This window comes from Terriglobia bacterium, assembly GCA_020072565.1.
Lineage (GTDB): Bacteria > Acidobacteriota > UBA6911 > UBA6911 > UBA6911 > JAFNAG01.
The window spans coordinates 19834-35863 of sequence record JAIQGI010000057.1; the positions used below are offsets into that span (position 1 = coordinate 19834).

Genomic DNA, 16030 nt, shown 5'->3' on the forward strand with positions numbered 1-16030 from the left:
TCCTTGTGCCCGGCTAACGCTACGGCTAAGCTGCCGGGGCCGCCTGCAAGGACGTTGAAGCCTGGAAAACCAGGATGGCGGCCCCGGTCAGCTTCAGCCGTTGGTTAGCCGGTCCCTCCGATGAGCAAGGTTCGAATCCACTCACTCGTCACCGCCTCACTCACCTGTTTTCCACGCCCGTCTTTGTCGGTCGGGCTTGCGCCGCGTTCCAGCAGGAGCCTGATGATGCCCGTCTGCTGCTGGCGTGCGTGCTCAGAACCGCTCCCTCCTCGCCCAGTGGTTTGAACGGCAAGGTGCAGGGGCGTGGAGCCGAACTTGTTTGACGCCCTCGGGTTGGCGCCGCCATCCAACAGAGCCCGGACTGCTGGCAACGACCGTGTTCGCACCGCTCGGTGCAGGGGCGCCACGCCGCTCTTGTCCAAGGCATTGGGGTCTGCGCCAACCGACAAGAGGTACTCGATCGTCTCCGCCTGTGCCGTCGGTTCCCAGTGGTTGGCGTCCGCCGCGTAGTGAAGGGGTTGGGCGCCGCGGCGATTCTTTGCGTGGCAATCCGCCCCGTGTGCGACGAGAAGCATTGCGATCGGACGCCGAAACGCGGCGGCAGCCATATGGAGAGCCGTGTCGCCGGCGTAAAGGTAGTGGGCGATTTCGGTGAAAAAGAAGTCTGGTGCGCCATGGCGAGCAGCGCCAACCTCAGCCGGCGCTGTAGCAAGAGTGGGACTGGCCGCCAGTCGGCGGGACACCTCGTCGATCTCGCCGTTCACGACATGTCGAACGAACTCAAGAAACACCGACTTCACCTTTGGCATCGGTTTCTCTTCCGGCTAACGATTAAGCTGAGCGGCGGGCCGCCGCCTTTGCGGCGCGTCCGCTCGAGCGCGTGGTTAGCCGTCCTTCTTCCTTGACGAGCCGAACCTCTACCTTGTATCCCAGAGCCTTTGCATACTTTTGCAGGGTGGCGATAGACGGGGAGTGTTTGGGTTCAGCGGATTCCAACCGGGCGATGGCCGATTGGGTGGTTCCCACCCGAGCCGCGACCTCCGCCTGGGTAAGACCGGACTCAGTCCTCGCCTTCAACACCTCGTCGAGAAAGGCAAATTCCTCCGCCAATTCGTCGTACGCCCTTTTCACATCGGTGCGCGCGAGGGCGCGTGTCTTGAACTGCTTGAGATTACTAACCATGTTTCACTTCCTTCATTCGCTGCCGCGCAATGTCGAGCTCCTTGGCAGGTGTCTTCTCGGTCTTTTTCACGAACTGGTGAAGAAAGACGATGCGGTTGTCAACTACGGTGCAATAGAACACCCGCGCAATTCCCTCTGCGGCCTTGACCCGAAGTTCGAAAAGCCCGCACCCAATGCTCGGGTATGGGGCATGCCCAGATCCGGGCCGAACGCCTCCATTCTCTCCGCATACCGAAGAAATCGAGCGAGGAAGCCGGCCGGGAAAGCGAGGATCTCGCTCTCGAGGCGCTTGTTGTAGAAGGTGACGGTCCATGTCATTGGCACAGTATAGCATATTCGCTATATTCCACCAGCCTTCCCAGGACGACTAACGCTCAGCATCAGCCGCGGCGCGCGGTTTGCGCCGGCGGCTGCATGCCGTTGTTAGGCGATCGTTTATCCCAGACCTCCGCAAGAGTGTCCCGAAACAGGCCGTTGAGCTGATCCAATGGCGGAGCGGCGCTCGGGCTGTCAACAGCCGCGCTCTCGAATCGGTCCATCTCAATTTCGATGAAGCGACTAATTGCTGGAATCCTGGGACCGCGGTCGAGCTCGGCACCTGCCTTCTTTGCCTCGAGAAGCCGATGGATTTCTTCGCGAAGATCCAAATCAGTTATAGTGGCTTCCACAAGTCGACTGAATTCGATCGGTACGGGTCCTAAGTTTTTCTCAATCCACAGCATCGCAAGCAGGGGGCGGAGCACGTAAAAATGTTTCTTCTGCCAGACGAAATCACCAAGTAGATACTCTCTAACGTTGCCTCGTGCCATATGGAGGTAATGGAAGAAGCAAGCCCTTGGCAAATAAAAAGCAGGGAGCAGTGCCCTGAGCCGCTCCGCGAACGAAAATTGCTCGCGGTACACAATGGGACACTGGAGCCATTCCAATAGTGGTGGATTGGATTTGCGGAAAAGCTTTAGTGCTTTACGGATGTCCCAGCCGCTCAGATCAAGCGAATCTCTAATTGGTTGTTCAATTACATCGCGGAGCTCATCGAGTTCGATTGACAGATACCAATCACTGCGGTGCAGGTAGATAAAGGGGACATCATAGTCGCTATCGACGGAAGGAAAGCCCCAGGCGCGACTTCCGGACTCAACTGCGAGCAGGATAATAATATCCTCTGACTGCTCCAAAAACGTCAGTCCTGATTGGATCCTAGATGAGATTGAGTCTGCCATTCTAAGTCTCCGCCATGCTGTTCGCCTAACGCCGGCGCTCAGCGGCCCGCGTTTTTTGCGGGTCCGCTGGAGCGCATAGTTTAGGTTCCGATGATTTCGTTAAGACCCTCAACAACCTGGGCAACCTCTTCCGGCGTGGCTCTGGCAATCCGAGAACCGATACGCTCGATGGAGAGTGTGCGAATTTGACTGATCTTGACCCAGGATCTCTTGGGAAGCTCCGGGGCGTGGAGCTCAAAAGCTAGAGGGAAGGCAGCACGCTGTGGCTGACTTGTCAGCGCGGCCGCGATCACAGTCCCGGAGCGTTCATTGAACACGTCATGGCTGAGAATAAGTACTGGCCGGTTGCCCGCTTGCTCTCTGCCTCGCACCGGGTTGAGATCAGCCCAGCGGATTTCGCCTCTTAGTATTCGGGCCATTCCGACAGGTCCTCAGACAGTCCTTCCTCTGCGAGCGCCTTTTCAAAAGGAGGATCCAATTTGGCGCATTCTCGGGCCAACCGAGTCCGTTTCAGCCGAGCAATTTTTTCCTCGACGGCCTCCTGGATCGCTTGACTGCGGCTGGGGAACATGGATTGTTCGACCAGTTCATCCAGGCGGTGCAGGGTTGATTCGTCGATGGTAATGGCAATCTTGGATTTAGACATTTGCAGCCTCTAAGTATGACGATATATCATACCAGGCTTTCCGTCAAGGATCGGGTAGGTTCGGAACCTAACGTGGCAAATGAGCCGCGCGCCGTCGCTTCTCAGCGGCGCGCCGTCGCCATTTGCGGGTTAGCCTGCCCCTTGATTCCTGCAGCGTCAAAGTTCCTCTGCTATATAGCTTAGACGGCCTTACAACCCGCAACGGCGGATACCGCGCGTCCAGCAGCGCGCGTCGATCAAGAAAGTCGGGATCGAGTGTCACGAACCGTTGGCAGTTGTTGGCTGCGGCGTACATGAAATGGCGGGCGTCGGCACTCCGAAGCTCAAGGTTGGTGAGGTCGGCAAAGATGCTTTCGTCCACGATGTCGCTCACGATCGGATCCGTCGAAATGCTTCCAAGTGGCGCATCGAGAACCTCGAATCCGAGGACGCGGTGACCGGCTTGGACAACAGATACAAGATCGCGCGCCGCTTCAAGCTGAGAACGTCGGGCTGGGTCTCGTGTCCGTTCTTGTTCCCGCCACGATTCCCTGGAGGTCACTCTCCTGATCGTTCCAGCCCGATGGCCTTCTTCGATTTCGCGGAGCGCAGTCATTTCTTCGTCTGGCACCACATCCTCAGTGACCAGACCTGAAGCGATGACATTGTCGTAATAAACGCGCATTTGGTTGTTCATGTCACGCTAACGTTCGAGCTCAGCGGCGGCGCGCTTTTTGCGCCGGCCGCTGGAGTGAATAGTTAGCCGTTCCTATTTATGCTTGCGGGGCGGTAGCGCATCAGACCAAGCGTTTTGCTATTCTGGCTTCTTCTAAGCTGCCGTCTTAAGTGTCACACGCATTCCAGCCTTTGTCGCAAGAATAATCAGCATTTCGAGGCTGAATTTTTCCCATTTGCCTCTTGCAAGGTCGGAGACTCTCGACTGGCTTACACCAAGCATTTCGGCAGCTTTTGATTGGGTTAGCTTCCTGGTCATGATGAACTTGCGGAGAATTGCCATGAGGTCCGCACGCATTTGCAGGATAGCAGCTTCATCCGGTGAATAGCCAAGATCAACGAAGACGTTTCCAGATGATTTGACAGCGGGTTCACTCATCATATACCTCCAATCTCCTTGAGTCGTTTACGAGCCAATTCGATGTCATTCTTGTTGTTCTTTCGGCTCCTTTTCTGAAAGGCATGGAGCACGTAAATTGCGTCGGCCAGCTTCGCCACGTAGACAATTCGCCATTCACCCAATACATGAATGCGTATCTCCTTAACACCGAAGCCTACAGATTTCATGGGCTTCCAGTCTCGAGGCTCGAGCCCATTCTGAACGGCGCGGAGTTCGAAACCTGCAACTCTGCGGGCTTCTTCAGGAAAATTCCGAAGATCATCGAGACTCAACCCGACGGACTTCAACTCTTTGACGTCCATGTAACCATTATATAAGATTTGATATATTCCGCAAGTCTAACAATTTTAGGCCTTGTAATTCACTTGTCCGCGGAATACGCCGCGCGACGACCAAGCAGCTTTCCGGCCGGACTGCAAAACGCCAACGCCCAACGACGTGTGCGTTGGCAAACGCGATGGTCGGGCCTTCGTCGGACATCATCAAAAATTCTATCGAGGCCGCGTGGTCAGCACCAACCATGGGTATCTGGTATGCCTTTTGGTCGAAGGACCCGATTCGTAGCTCCTGGTCTGGGATTAAAAGGTACCAGGCCCGCAAAGCTCCAGGAGCTAGCCCACTATGACCCCGTTTCCAAACGTCCCAGTGACGGGAACCGACCAATTGCCATTGGGCAGCGTGTTCGGCTGTCACGCCAACTTGCCACGATCCTGATTGATCTAGACTTACCTTGACCGCACCTCCCATCATCCGCGGGCAAATATAGAGATCGCCGTGTGCCTGGCTGAAAAAACGCCCAATACCGTTGAGACGCGACCTTCGCTACCGGCAAGCTATAGCAGCCTCACTGGCAGCCTTTGCCGACGCACAGGTTCTTGCTGAAGAAGGGCAAGACGTGGTTCTGGAAGCGGTCTGCCACGGCGCTGGTATGGGTGCCGTGGTAAAGATCGAACGTGTTGGCGATGCCGTAGCTGTCGAGAATCCCGTGAAGCTTGCCGGCGCCGACGCGCAAGCCGTCCTGGTCGCCCACGTCGATGGCAATGCCCCGAAACTGACGCAGATTGCCGACATATTGATCGATGAACGCCAGCGGAGCGTTGGCCGCCCACTTCGCCAGGACGTCCGGCTGGGGCGCGCCGTCCTTCACCGGCAGATCGAGATAGAGGGGCGGGTTCTTTGGATTCGGTGACCATGCCGCGGCGGAGGCCAGCTGGACTCTGGCGGCAAACGACAGGCCGGCTGAATCCGCGGGGGTCTTCACCGACTCCAGAGCTTTCACAATCGCCGGATTGGCCGGCCCGCCGCCCATCGGCTCCAGACAGCACGGGCTCATGATGTACAGGCTGCCGAAAACATCCACATGCTTCATCCCAATCCGCGCGGCGCCGTAGCCGCCCATGGAATGGCCGACCAGTCCGCGGCTTGTCCGCCTGGCGATGGTACGGTAATGGGCGTCGATGTGGGCGACCACATCGTGTGCGATGAACTGCTCGAAGTCGCCGGTCGTGACGGAACTCGAGTACATCGATCCGTTGTGCACCGTTTTGGAGTCGGGCAACACCACAATCATGTCCTGCGAACCCAGGGCAAAGGCGCCCTCGATCGCCTGCGGCACCTGGATCTCGTGTGTCCACTGCTCGGCGCCGATCGAGTAGCCATGCAGGGCATAGACGACCGGATAGCGCCTGTTTTTCTCCCTGGCATAGCTTGGCGGCAGGAAGACAACAGTGTCGCGGTCGACCGCATCGCCTTCGAGATTGCCTACCAGCGCATTGCCGTGAATCTTGATGCGCTCGACAGCGACCGGCTTGGCGCCGGGGACGACGGGAAGCGCATCAGTCTTTACCTGCGCCTCCGCGGCGTGCCAAATCCACACGCCCGCGGCGAGAATTGTCACGATGCAGGTCAGGAGCAAAGTCGATGGTCGGGTCTTCATGGAAAGTCCTTTCTTGTGAGCATCCTCAACGTGGCGCACCGAACCGATGGCGATCGCGTCTCATCGGACGGCCTTCCATCTGAAACACGCGCCGTCCTTGCGGTCCGGCTGCGGGCCGTTGGCGGAAATCGTGACCGGCCCGGGATTGTTGGGTTTGGTGGACAGGTAGCGATGATTGGTGAGCGACATGAGCATGGTGTCGCCGCGCATCAGGTTGATCCATTGGAAGGATTCGGCATCGCCGGGTGCTTTTCCGGCGAGATTTTTCAATACGACACTCTCGCCTGCGGCAGAGACAAACCAGCCGTTGCCGGCTTTCAGCGCCACCTCGCCTTTTCCCAAATCGACGATCTGGAATCGAAGATTCCGGGCGGCCGCAAGTGGCGCATTGGCCGCCATGTTGATGAGCGACATGTTCTGAGTGTCGATGGCCAGGATGCTGCCGTCGGCGCCACTGGTCAGCGTGATGGTCTTGCCCACGGGAATCGCGCGTTCCATGCCCCGCGCTCGCGGCTCATCGACCTCGAAGTTGTCGAAGTCGGCATAGCCGCCGGGCTGCCCTGAGGTGTTGTAGTTGAACAGGGAAAGGCGCACTCCCTGGAAAGTCGTGAGCTGGTACGCCATGGTGAAGGGGTCGCCCAGCGAAGCGAAATCCTTGCCGTCGGCGCTCCAACTGAATACCGCTTTCTCGGTGTCGAAGTTGCAGGCAACGCGGAGCCAGATGTGGTTGGGGCTCCTGGCCGCCTCCGTGGTCTTGCGAGTGGTCTGGTCGAAGGTCTGCAGAGTCGTGCGTTCGGCGCTCTTGACCAGGCCGATCCACGCGTAGGGAGCATTCAGCAGCGCCAGGCCGGCGGTATCTCCTGCAACCAAACCCGAGGCGTCAAGCTCGACCGTCACGACACACTCGGGTCCCGGCGGCCGCTGGGTGAGGGTGTTGCGGGCGGCAAAAAAGTCCGCTGCGGGAAGGGAATGGAGTCGAAGCGCACCGGGCTTTTCCGTGAGGGACCACCTGGTGTCATCGGGAACGTGGTTCCATTGCCAGACGGGATTGAGTTTTTGTGACGCGAAATTGTCGCTGCGCACGAACAAGGGCTTGGGATTCTGGATATGCCCGGTGTCGGGCTTGACCCAGGTGTTGGGTGCCTTGCGGAGGTTGCCGTGCAGGCCGATGATCGGGAAATTGTTGTCCCACGTGACCGGGACCAGCGCGACCATGCGGCCGATGCTGCCGTGGTCCTGCATGATGATGCTCCACCATTCGCCCGCAGGGGTATCGACGATGCCGCCCTGATGGAGGGTGAGCCCGCCGCCGGCGTTGGGATCGCTGGGAGTGATGGTGAAGGTTGGATTACTCCCGCGGCCGCCACGGACGCTGTTTTGAGTGGGGGCGCCCAGTGACTCGCCCTGGACCATGCGTTCGACCTGCCAGGGGCCGTCGATCGAATCGGAGCGCGCGACAACCTGGTCGGTGTGCGCACCTGGGATGGCGGAGACGTCATAGTACTTACCGTTGATCTTGTAAAGGTGATGGCCCTCGCCCATGCCTTCGGCGTTCATCTGGCGGCGGGTATTGGGGACAATCTCAGTGATGTCCTTGTTGAGTTCGACGATGACCGGGCGGGTGGCGCCCGAGATAGCGTAGATCTTGCCGTCGTCGTCGAAGAGAACGGACAAGTCATGCATGCCGGCGAGTTGGTTCCGTGCCCACGGACCGTTGGGGGACTTGGAGCGGAAGACCTGGCAGCCGACGTTGTTGACATTGGAAAAGACGTAGAACATGCCGTCGTGGTAGCGAATGCATGGCGCCCAGATGCCCCTGCCGTAGATGTTCCCGCCTTCGAGGCGGAAGGCGGGGCCGAGGTCGAGCCGATCCATGCAGTAGCCGGCGAGTTCCCAGTTCACGAGGTCCCTCGAGTGCAGGACGATGAGCGCGGGATTCATGTGCATGGTCGTGCCGGCGAGGTAGTAATCCTCACCGACGCGGATAATGTTGGGGTCCTCGAATTCCTCATAGAACAGGGGATTGGAGTAGGTACCATTGCCGTTGTCGGCGGTCCAACTCCGTGCCGCAGCAGTGGAGGCCGCGGAAGAATGCGGCGGCGCAGCGGTGTTAACACCGACGGTCAGCGTGACCAGGCTTGCAAACACCAGGAGGAATCGACAGCGTCGCATGGCAATGCACCTCAAACAGGATTACTTCTTCAATGACACGGGCTCGCCCTTCCATAGTATCGACAGCCACTCCCCGCATTGCACAATTCGAAGGATAGGTACAATTGGCTGCCTTTTGTGGCGGTTCCTTCGTGGGTCGCGCCTCTTCAGTCCCCTTCTCCCGATTCTGATGGAAACGCGATATGTTAAGTCCGGGCTTAGGCCCCGCCCAAGCAGCATTCTATAGCCAAACTGTGTTCAGGATCCGGTCATTTTGACACACCTACCCCTTATGGATGCCTCCCCACTCAGTCATTTGAGCGGACGGGCTTCACGGTTGCGTTTCGGGCGATAACAAATTTGGCTTGGAAGTGTTCGGGGCGATGAGAACCGCCGATCCGCTTTAGCTGCTCCGCGTTGCCGCGCCAGACATGGTCGAGCTCATGCGCAATGGCAATTTGAGGTCGCTCATCAGGGCAAACATCGTATGCATGATATTGCTTCGCACATTATGCCGGAATCTGTTGTTTGCGTTATAAACGTCGGCGCCCTTGGGGGATGGAATATTCAGAACGACGCCTGCGGCGCCGCCGAATTCCTGAACGGCCAAATCGTGAAACAATTGCATCGCGACCTGAGCCGCAACGGTAAGAAGAGTGGGACCTAATCGTCTGTTACTGCATGGAATTCCAGTTTTTCTCGAGGAAGATCCCCTTCATCATCTGGAACAGCGCCGGAGAATTGGTTTGCTGAACGTTATTCAGGCATTCATAGATCTTGGCGAACGCCTTGAATTCTATTTCCGACATCCGAACTCTCAGCCCCGCTTGGGCGCGGACCAGCTGATCGATCTCTTCCTGGCTTTTGCCGGCCTGAATCGCCCCTCCGATCGTCAAATGCGCCTTGATCAGTTGTTCGCGAACGGGAGCCGCCTCTTTCTGGGCACCGTCCAGGGTGAGCTTCACCGCTTTCTTCTGATCCTTACTCAAACTGAACATCTTTTCGATGACATCGATCCTGTTAGTGCTTTCCACAAAGGGAGCATCTGTGACCGAGTCGGAGCCTCTTCTGCCTCCGCCTCCACGCTGTGCAAAAGCCGGCGTCAAGGCAAGCAACCCAATCAACAGCAGTCTGCAAGTCATGTGCATTCCCCTATTCTTTTTCGGTTTTGCCACGCGCGCTGAATCCCCCTGGCCCGGCACTGCCGGGCGGATCCAGCACGGCAGCCCACAGGTCAAATGCAGCTGCCGCTTTGGACTGCTGATTGGGTTTGAGCAGTTCACAGACACGGGCGAAACTCTTTGCTTCGATGCCCGTCAACCGGGTTTCCGCCGCCGCAAGCGATTCCGTGGCTTTCTTGATGTTCTCCTGACTGTCGCCGTTGATCATGAAGGTAACAATCTGAATGCGAATCTGCTCGATCTGGGCGCGCTGGAGAGCGACCTCTTTCATGGTATCGTTGAGGATTTTCTGCGCCTCCTCTCTCTGCTCTTTACTCAGGCTGAGCTGATTTGCGAACATCTCAGCTTTGCTGAGTTTTGCCGCGCGAGCCATCCCGCCACCCCTGCCCGCGGCATCATTTCCCGCTGCACCTCCGCCGCCGCCACGCTGGGCGTACCCCATTGTGGCGGTCAGCATCGCAATACATAGCATTCTGCCAAACATGCGATCTCCTAACATCAGGTGCCGACGAAATGACCGGCCGGCCCGCGCCTCGCACCTATAATCCCTGTAAAGGGTTTTTTATAGATTGAACCGTATGAGACTGCAAGCAGAATCGGAACGGCTGTGGTAAGCAAATGTTCTGTCCGTTGGAGGTAGCAAATGAAATGTCCGGTCTAACGATCTGACCTTGGAAGTTCTGGGGACAGGCTGGAATGGCGCTTAATTAAGGAAATAGGGTGCGACCCTGGCGGGCTCAGCCATTCCGGCGAACTATTGGTTGCCACAAGCTCCGAAGCCGTTGGTAGCCACAGGCTCCGAAGCCGTTGGTGGCCGCAAGCTCCGAAGCCGTTGGTGGCCGCAAGCCCTGGAAGGGCGGCCGTAGTTTTCAGCCCAGGGCGCAAGCCCTGGGATAAGACGCAAATGATGGATGAGCCCTGTAAGGGCGATGCAGAAACTCGTCTACCGTCTGCTGTTCCGCACCAGCGCTGAAACGCTGATCGAGGTCGCGCGCAACCCCAAACGTCTCGGCGCCGAGATCGGCTTCTTCAGTGTGCTCCATATCTGGAGTCAGAAAATGGATCATCATCCCCATGTCCATTGCGTCGCCCCCGCCGGGGGACTCTCCCTCGATCACAAGAGCTGGGTCCGTCCGCGCCATCGTTTCTTTCTTCCTGAAAAAGTCCTCGGACGCGTCTTCCGAGGCAAGTTCAGGGCAGCTCTGGAGAACGCTTTCACAAAAGGTGAGCTCGGCTTCCAGGGCCGGCTTCAGCATCTCTCGGACCCGAAAGCGTTCCACTCTTTTGTCCGTCAGCTGTTCCGCCATCGGTGGGTTGTCGACTGCAAACCGCCCTTCGGCGGCCCGGAGTATGTTCTCCGCTACCTCGGCCGCTACACCCATCGAGTGGCCATTTCCAACCATCGCCTGGTTTCCTTTGCGGATGGCAACGTCACCTTCCGCTGGAAAGACCGCGCCCACGGCAACCGGGAGCGGCCGATGACGCTCCCGGCAGATGAGTTCCTGCGTCGTTTTCTGCTGCACCTGCTGCCCAGGTGATCGTTTGCTTTTCTGCGGTGAATAAGGAGGGAAGGACAGGTAATGAAGGCGAATCAGATCACATTCGCACGATCGTAAACGCCCGAGAGTCCACTGTATTCATGCGCAGACGCCGTTCCTGCCTCATGGTTTTACCGGACGATTCAATCGAAAGTACATAGATCCCGTCTGACATAGGCTCAATACGTCCTCTTAAATAACCGCCGACGCCGCGTCCCCCTTCAAGTCGTTGTATCTGGAGCGCACCTCATCGCCCGGTCTTTTAGGTAAACTTGTGCTGTTGGTGCGCTCCAGATACAACTCTAGGACTTCTGGGGCAATGTCGTTAGGGAGCACACCTGCGGAACGTGCTTGGGAGCGGAATGCCGAGCTGGCGAGCCATCTACGTCGCTGGAGCTTTTTACAACCCAAGCGGGTGAATGCTGCCGCATCCTGGGGTTTCTTTTCGAGTAAACGAGGGCTCCACCGCACGTCTTATCGAATCTGGACTCCATGGGTAACAATTTCGACGAACCCGCGGAGAGTCTGAAGGTCCGCAGGCTTCAGACGCGCCGTAAATCCAAGCGCATCGATGCCCACAGTTTTCGATTCGGCAACCTGACGGAGCGCGTCGAACGCAATCTGCGCAATAACCGTGTCCAACGGGCAGTCCAAGCAGCTGGAGATGAAGTGGAACGCTTTGCCGGGTGCGGTCAGGTCCATTTTAGTTCCTCCCTCAAGCTGAAGCCGGAAAACTGGCTGGAGGACCCTCGTCGCCCAGGCGCCATACACTGACGTAGCGCGGACATCGACGGCGTCGGGAACGCGATCCAATCTTGTGCCAGGGAACGCCACTGTGATGTTCAGCCGAAAAGGATTGGGGCCAGGCTCCGCGCCTTGAGGCTCGAGATTGATCCAGACCTGAGACTGGTTACCTGTTTCGAAGTAGTAGGCGCCCAACTGCCCGAGTGAAGGCGTGAGGTTTGGCGAGATGATGGTGACGCTGGCAGGATGCGCAACACCCGCATTAGATTGGCCCTCCACCGTGGTCCGCTCACTTGTGTGGAGGAGGGTTGGAATGCCGACATTGCTCGCCTGAATGATCGCGCCGTCGATCAGTAACGGCAATATAAAGAAAGGGAAATATCTGCATTTGGGCATCTGCAAATGCTCTCTCGATCTCAGGTTTGAATTAGACCGCTTTATCATTGCGCGGGTTCTCTTTCAGAGTCACTTAATTAATATTCTATACCCAGAGAATCATGGCAGATACTCCAAACTGTACTTGAGGGGGCTACGATCCAAAATAGAGGACTATCCGGCCCATCTCGAGGCCTGCTGGCAGGAGCACCTGAAGCCCCGGGAGGCCGCTGCGCCGACGGTCATATCGCTCTTCGCCGGCTGCAGCGGCTCCTCGCTCGGCTACAGCATGGCCGGGTACCGCGAGCTGCTCGCCGTCGAGTGGGACGACCATGCCGAGGGAACGAATAATCATCATCGGCGTGCGAGAGGACCTGTGGTCCTGCATCCAAACGCAATGACGATTCCGGTAACATCGGGAGAGTCCCTCTACGGTTGCTCGACGCCGCCTGACCAGCTGGACCGGCTGCAGGAGGCGTCGAGGAAATACAGGGCCTATCTGCACTGGAGCCGGATCCGGCTCGGGTCATCGGAGAAGCCGATCACAGGCCAGGGATTCAACGCCGTGAAGTTCGATCCGCGCAAGCCGGCGCAGACCGTCAGGCGCAACGACGGCAACCTCGGCATGCATGGCGCGATGCATAATGCCGACACCCGGATTATGCCGCGTCGACGAACGGCGACGTGCAATTTCATCCGAATTTCCCGGGATTCCCGGCTCCCGAAGGGCCGCGTTCACTCGGCATAACATCGGCCCACTCCTTGCATGTTGCTGTTGATGATACCTTCCTCACTCTTAACCAAACTTACACACAAGGAGTGAGGGAAAATGAAAAAATCCAGGTCAAACAGCGTTTGCGTCACAGAAATCGGGACAACAGACGGTCCCCTCGGCGATTATCCGGAGAAGTTTCTGAACCATCTGAGGGCCGAGCATTATTCGAAGAAGTCCATTCACGATTACACAAAGCGCCTGAACGTTCTCAATCGACAAATGAGAACACGGCGTCGACCCAATGGATCTTGATGAGGATCGTGCATATCACCTTGTCACCGGCGCGAGCCGGCTTTCATCGCGGCGCAAGGATATTTTGTTCAGTGTCAGGCATTTCATCAGGTTTCTGAATGCTTCGGGAGCCGGCAAGCCGGTCCCCCCGATAGAACCTGATGACACCCCAATGGGATGCCTCAGGCGAGAATACGAAGAGTATCTCCGCCGCGAACGAGGTCTTAGCGAGAGGACAATCGAACATTGCTGGGGGTTTGCCGCGCGCTTCTTGAAATTTCGCTTTGGGGACAAGATGGGCGACCTGTCGCAAATTACGGCTATTGATATTGTCGGATTTATGCAGCAATTGGTTTCGCGCAAGAAGCCGTTTCGTGACAAGACTCCGCCCACCCATTTGAGAAACTTTTTCCGATACCTTTTTAGCAGAGGCAAGACCACGGCCAATCTCGCCTTGTGTGTTCCCTGGATCAAGCAGCAATCTGACACAAGAGTTCCCAGACATCTGGATGCCGCGCAGGTAGAAACCATCCTCAGGGCCATTCGTGTAGACAGCCCAATTGGACGGCGCAATTATGCGATGATGCTTCTTCCCGCGCGCTTGGGACTGAGAGCGCCGGAAGTAATCTCCATGCAGATCGATGACGTCGACTGGCGCGCGGGCGAGATCATCGTGCGTGGCAAGGGTCTAAGACAGGATCGGCTGCCTCTCCCTCAGGATGTGGGCGAAGCTTTAGCCAAATATCTCCAGCGTGATCGAGTAAGCAGCTCCCGTGCACTTTTCGTGGTCAGCCGAGCTCCCCACAGACCATTTAGAGATGGGGCTATGCTGAACGTGATCCTGAAAAAAGCTTTTGCGCAAACCGGCTTGACGCCGCCGGCGTCCTTTGTAGGCTCTCACGTTCTGCGGCACAGTCTGGCCGTGACATTGGCGCGCAATGGAGCATCTCTTGACGAAATCGGGGATCTGCTGCGCCACCAGTATCGGGCTTCCACCATGATTTATGCAAGGCTGGATATAGAAGGGCTGCGCTCAATTGCTCAACGCTGGCCGGTTGCGGGAGGTGCAAGATGACGGCCCTGTCCAAAGAGCTTGACCGCTATCTGACGATTCGCCGCAGCCTTGGGTATACCCTTGATAAAACCGAAAGGGACCTCCGGAGATTTATCGCGTTCGCCGACCAGCAGAATTCCAAGTATGTCAGCACCGATCTTTTCCTGCGATGGCAGACCAGCTTCGGCCATGCCAAACGCCCAACCTGGTCTGCACGCCTCGGAACGGTGCATCTTTTTGCACAGTGGCTCCATGGACTGGATCCGCAACATGAGGTGCCGTCGAAAGCCCTTATCCCTCCTCGTTATCGCCGCGCCCGCCCTTATATTTACAGTGATAATGAGATTCGCCGGATTGTTGAGGCCGCGGCGGAACTGCCCTCTGCCACTGGCATTCGTGCGTTAACCTATGCAACCTTCTTCGCGCTCATTGCTGTAACGGGCCTTCGGATAGGTGAGGCGATTTCACTTGATGACACTGATGTCGATCTGGAAATTGGGGTGCTCCGGATCCGGCGCGGCAAACAGGGAAAAGAGCGTTTTGTCCCCGTCTCGGACAGCACACGGGCAGAGCTAAAGGCCTATGTCCAAAAACGGAACCGGTTACTTGGATCGCCTCCTCAATCATTCTTCGTATCGACTCGGGGCAGTCGTATCACTGAGAACAATGGCCAGTACAATTTTGCCCATCTGTGTCAAAAAATAGGAATGCGCGCTCCCGAAAAGCTTGGCCGGCATGGGCGCGGTCCTCGAATCCACGACATGCGTCACAGTTTTTGTGTTCGCACCATGTTGAATTGGTACCGCACGGGTCTGGATGTGCGCCGGGAGATGATCAAATTGTCAACCTATCTCGGCCATTGCGGACCGGAAAGCACCTTCTGGTATATCGAAGCGGTTCCGGAATTGCTCGAGTTGGCTTCGCAGCGCGTGACCACATCCCTATCACGGGAGGTGCGATCATGAAACCGGCGAAGTTTCCCGCCCTCCTTCAACAGTTCTTTACTGATCGCCTCTGTACCCAAATGGAGGCAAGTCCGAACACGATCGCGAGCTATCGCGATACCTTCCGCCTGCTGCTCCGGTTTGCCGGTCAAACGCAGAGCAAAGCGCCAACCCAATTGCAGATTGAGGATCTGGATGCAGCGCTCGTGGGGAACTTTCTTATCAACGTCGAGAGTGTCCGAGGCAACTGCGCCCGCAGCCGGAACACTCGTCTTGCGGCGATTAAATCGTTCTTTCGATTCGTGGCATTGAATGAGCCTGCATACGGGCTTCACTGTCAGAGAATCCTCCAGATGCCGAGCAAGCGATATGTCCGGCGGTCAATAGATTTTCTGGATCATGATGAAATCGAAATGCTGTTGACGGCACCGGATCGATCAACATGGATTGGCCGCCGGGATTATGCAACTCTGCTGCTGGCTTTGCAAACTGGGCTACGAGTGTCTGAACTCACCCACCTCCGTTGCCAGGACTTCGTGCCGGGAATCGCGGCGCATATCCGATGCGAAGGCAAAGGGCGAAAGCAACGATCCACACCACTTCGGCGGGAAACCGCCAAGGTCCTTGAGGCTTGGCTAAAGGAACGAGCGGGGTCTGACGTCGACCCGCTATTCCCTTCGATCAGGCGCGGCAAGATGAGCCGTGATGCTATCGAACGTATGGTTCAAAAATACGTCTTGTCCACTTCAAAAGCTTGTAGATCGATCAAGGGCAAGAGAGTAAGCCCACATGTCCTGAGGCACTATCAACCCTGCCTGACTATGTCTCGTCCTGCCGTGCCGGCCCCGTTTTTTGCTGGAATCCGCATAAGGCCATAGCGACATAGTATTGACTCCTTGTCATCCCCGTGCAGGGGAGAAAGGAGTCCACCATGAGATT

19 protein-coding genes are annotated in these 16030 nt (G+C 57.1%); 5 read left to right on the forward strand and 14 right to left on the reverse strand.

The window, feature by feature from the left end:
- Nucleotides 1-104: 104 nt before the first annotated feature.
- The 13 genes from LAP85_25025 to LAP85_25085 all read right to left on the reverse strand — a co-directional run bounded on the left by LAP85_25025 (nt 105) and on the right by LAP85_25085 (nt 9914).
- On the reverse strand, nt 105-809 hold the full coding sequence (locus LAP85_25025; GenBank protein ID MBZ5499676.1) for an ankyrin repeat domain-containing protein: 705 nt from the start codon (nt 807-809) through the stop codon (nt 105-107).
- 22 nt (nt 810-831) lie between these two features.
- Entirely contained in the window at nt 832-1182 is a 351-nt protein-coding gene (locus LAP85_25030; GenBank protein MBZ5499677.1) for a helix-turn-helix domain-containing protein, read from the reverse strand.
- Nucleotides 1175-1495, reverse strand: a complete 321-nt coding sequence (locus tag LAP85_25035) for a type II toxin-antitoxin system RelE/ParE family toxin (protein MBZ5499678.1) — start codon at nt 1493-1495, stop codon at nt 1175-1177. The genes LAP85_25030 and LAP85_25035 overlap by 8 nt, the downstream gene beginning before the upstream one ends.
- 67 nt (nt 1496-1562) lie before the next feature.
- Entirely contained in the window at nt 1563-2402 is an 840-nt protein-coding gene (locus tag LAP85_25040; GenBank protein ID MBZ5499679.1) for a nucleotidyltransferase domain-containing protein, read from the reverse strand.
- Nucleotides 2403-2482: 80 nt separating this feature from the next.
- Entirely contained in the window at nt 2483-2821 is a 339-nt protein-coding gene (locus LAP85_25045) for a type II toxin-antitoxin system PemK/MazF family toxin (protein MBZ5499680.1), read from the reverse strand.
- Nucleotides 2806-3048 (reverse strand): ribbon-helix-helix domain-containing protein, encoded by a 243-nt coding sequence (locus tag LAP85_25050; GenBank protein MBZ5499681.1) that lies wholly within the window; start codon nt 3046-3048, stop codon nt 2806-2808. Before LAP85_25050 ends, LAP85_25045 begins: the two co-directional genes overlap by 16 nt.
- Before the next feature lie 67 nt (nt 3049-3115).
- A complete protein-coding gene (locus tag LAP85_25055; GenBank protein ID MBZ5499682.1) occupies nt 3116-3724 on the reverse strand; it encodes a hypothetical protein in 609 nt (202 codons plus the stop codon).
- A gap of 132 nt (nt 3725-3856) precedes the next feature.
- Complete coding sequence (locus tag LAP85_25060; protein MBZ5499683.1) at nt 3857-4141, reverse strand: XRE family transcriptional regulator; 285 nt, start codon at nt 4139-4141, stop codon at nt 3857-3859.
- Nucleotides 4141-4464 carry a type II toxin-antitoxin system RelE/ParE family toxin gene (locus tag LAP85_25065; GenBank protein MBZ5499684.1) on the reverse strand — a complete coding sequence of 108 codons (324 nt, stop codon included), beginning with the start codon at nt 4462-4464 and terminating at the stop codon, nt 4141-4143. The genes LAP85_25060 and LAP85_25065 overlap by 1 nt, the downstream gene beginning before the upstream one ends.
- Nucleotides 4465-5006: 542 nt before the next feature.
- Nucleotides 5007-6098 carry an alpha/beta fold hydrolase gene (locus LAP85_25070; GenBank protein MBZ5499685.1) on the reverse strand — a complete coding sequence of 364 codons (1092 nt, stop codon included), beginning with the start codon at nt 6096-6098 and terminating at the stop codon, nt 5007-5009.
- Between the two features lie 60 nt (nt 6099-6158).
- A complete protein-coding gene (locus LAP85_25075) occupies nt 6159-8270 on the reverse strand; it encodes a glycoside hydrolase 43 family protein (GenBank protein ID MBZ5499686.1) in 2112 nt (703 codons plus the stop codon).
- 653 nt (nt 8271-8923) lie between these two features.
- Nucleotides 8924-9391, reverse strand: coding sequence for a hypothetical protein (locus tag LAP85_25080; GenBank protein MBZ5499687.1), 468 nt, complete (start codon nt 9389-9391; stop codon nt 8924-8926).
- 10 nt (nt 9392-9401) lie between these two features.
- Nucleotides 9402-9914 carry a hypothetical protein gene (locus LAP85_25085; protein MBZ5499688.1) on the reverse strand — a complete coding sequence of 171 codons (513 nt, stop codon included), beginning with the start codon at nt 9912-9914 and terminating at the stop codon, nt 9402-9404.
- A 427-nt stretch (nt 9915-10341) separates the two neighbouring features.
- On the opposite strand from LAP85_25085, the gene LAP85_25090 reads away from it, so the two are divergent.
- A complete protein-coding gene (locus LAP85_25090) occupies nt 10342-10968 on the forward strand; it encodes a transposase (protein ID MBZ5499689.1) in 627 nt (208 codons plus the stop codon).
- Nucleotides 10969-11442: 474 nt separating this feature from the next.
- Here LAP85_25090 and LAP85_25095 read toward each other — a convergent pair whose 3' ends face one another.
- On the reverse strand, nt 11443-12108 hold the full coding sequence (locus LAP85_25095; protein ID MBZ5499690.1) for a hypothetical protein: 666 nt from the start codon (nt 12106-12108) through the stop codon (nt 11443-11445).
- Nucleotides 12109-12232: 124 nt separating this feature from the next.
- On the opposite strand from LAP85_25095, the gene LAP85_25100 reads away from it, so the two are divergent.
- The 4 genes from LAP85_25100 to LAP85_25115 all read left to right on the forward strand — a co-directional run bounded on the left by LAP85_25100 (nt 12233) and on the right by LAP85_25115 (nt 15969).
- The gene (locus LAP85_25100) at nt 12233-12835 is read left to right on the forward strand and encodes a hypothetical protein (GenBank protein ID MBZ5499691.1); all 603 of its coding nucleotides are present in this window, start codon (nt 12233-12235) and stop codon (nt 12833-12835) included.
- A 430-nt stretch (nt 12836-13265) separates the two neighbouring features.
- Nucleotides 13266-14168, forward strand: coding sequence for a site-specific integrase (locus tag LAP85_25105; protein MBZ5499692.1), 903 nt, complete (start codon nt 13266-13268; stop codon nt 14166-14168).
- The gene (locus tag LAP85_25110; GenBank protein ID MBZ5499693.1) at nt 14165-15112 is read left to right on the forward strand and encodes a tyrosine-type recombinase/integrase; all 948 of its coding nucleotides are present in this window, start codon (nt 14165-14167) and stop codon (nt 15110-15112) included. Before LAP85_25105 ends, LAP85_25110 begins: the two co-directional genes overlap by 4 nt.
- The gene (locus tag LAP85_25115; GenBank protein MBZ5499694.1) at nt 15109-15969 is read left to right on the forward strand and encodes a site-specific integrase; all 861 of its coding nucleotides are present in this window, start codon (nt 15109-15111) and stop codon (nt 15967-15969) included. Before LAP85_25110 ends, LAP85_25115 begins: the two co-directional genes overlap by 4 nt.
- Nucleotides 15970-16030 lie beyond the last annotated feature (61 nt).

What these genes read in the sequence shown, in the direction of transcription:
- LAP85_25095 (MBZ5499690.1), bottom strand. Translation starts at nt 12,108, where the DNA reads ATGCCCAAATGCAGATATTTCCCTTTCTTTATATTGCCGTTACTGATC.
- LAP85_25040 (MBZ5499679.1), bottom strand. Translation starts at nt 2,402, where the DNA reads ATGGCAGACTCAATCTCATCTAGGATCCAATCAGGACTGACGTTTTTG.
- LAP85_25025 (MBZ5499676.1), bottom strand. Translation starts at nt 809, where the DNA reads ATGCCAAAGGTGAAGTCGGTGTTTCTTGAGTTCGTTCGACATGTCGTG.
- LAP85_25075 (MBZ5499686.1), bottom strand. Translation starts at nt 8,270, where the DNA reads ATGCGACGCTGTCGATTCCTCCTGGTGTTTGCAAGCCTGGTCACGCTG.
- LAP85_25055 (MBZ5499682.1), bottom strand. Translation starts at nt 3,724, where the DNA reads ATGAACAACCAAATGCGCGTTTATTACGACAATGTCATCGCTTCAGGT.
- LAP85_25045 (MBZ5499680.1), bottom strand. Translation starts at nt 2,821, where the DNA reads ATGGCCCGAATACTAAGAGGCGAAATCCGCTGGGCTGATCTCAACCCG.
- LAP85_25080 (MBZ5499687.1), bottom strand. Translation starts at nt 9,391, where the DNA reads ATGACTTGCAGACTGCTGTTGATTGGGTTGCTTGCCTTGACGCCGGCT.
- LAP85_25030 (MBZ5499677.1), bottom strand. Translation starts at nt 1,182, where the DNA reads ATGGTTAGTAATCTCAAGCAGTTCAAGACACGCGCCCTCGCGCGCACC.
- LAP85_25050 (MBZ5499681.1), bottom strand. Translation starts at nt 3,048, where the DNA reads ATGTCTAAATCCAAGATTGCCATTACCATCGACGAATCAACCCTGCAC.
- LAP85_25085 (MBZ5499688.1), bottom strand. Translation starts at nt 9,914, where the DNA reads ATGTTTGGCAGAATGCTATGTATTGCGATGCTGACCGCCACAATGGGG.
- LAP85_25065 (MBZ5499684.1), bottom strand. Translation starts at nt 4,464, where the DNA reads ATGGACGTCAAAGAGTTGAAGTCCGTCGGGTTGAGTCTCGATGATCTT.
- LAP85_25060 (MBZ5499683.1), bottom strand. Translation starts at nt 4,141, where the DNA reads ATGAGTGAACCCGCTGTCAAATCATCTGGAAACGTCTTCGTTGATCTT.
- LAP85_25070 (MBZ5499685.1), bottom strand. Translation starts at nt 6,098, where the DNA reads ATGAAGACCCGACCATCGACTTTGCTCCTGACCTGCATCGTGACAATT.
- LAP85_25090 (MBZ5499689.1), top strand. Translation starts at nt 10,342, where the DNA reads ATGAGCCCTGTAAGGGCGATGCAGAAACTCGTCTACCGTCTGCTGTTC.
- LAP85_25105 (MBZ5499692.1), top strand. Translation starts at nt 13,266, where the DNA reads ATGGGATGCCTCAGGCGAGAATACGAAGAGTATCTCCGCCGCGAACGA.
- LAP85_25110 (MBZ5499693.1), top strand. Translation starts at nt 14,165, where the DNA reads ATGACGGCCCTGTCCAAAGAGCTTGACCGCTATCTGACGATTCGCCGC.
- LAP85_25115 (MBZ5499694.1), top strand. Translation starts at nt 15,109, where the DNA reads ATGAAACCGGCGAAGTTTCCCGCCCTCCTTCAACAGTTCTTTACTGAT.
- LAP85_25035 (MBZ5499678.1), bottom strand. Translation starts at nt 1,495, where the DNA reads ATGGACCGTCACCTTCTACAACAAGCGCCTCGAGAGCGAGATCCTCGC.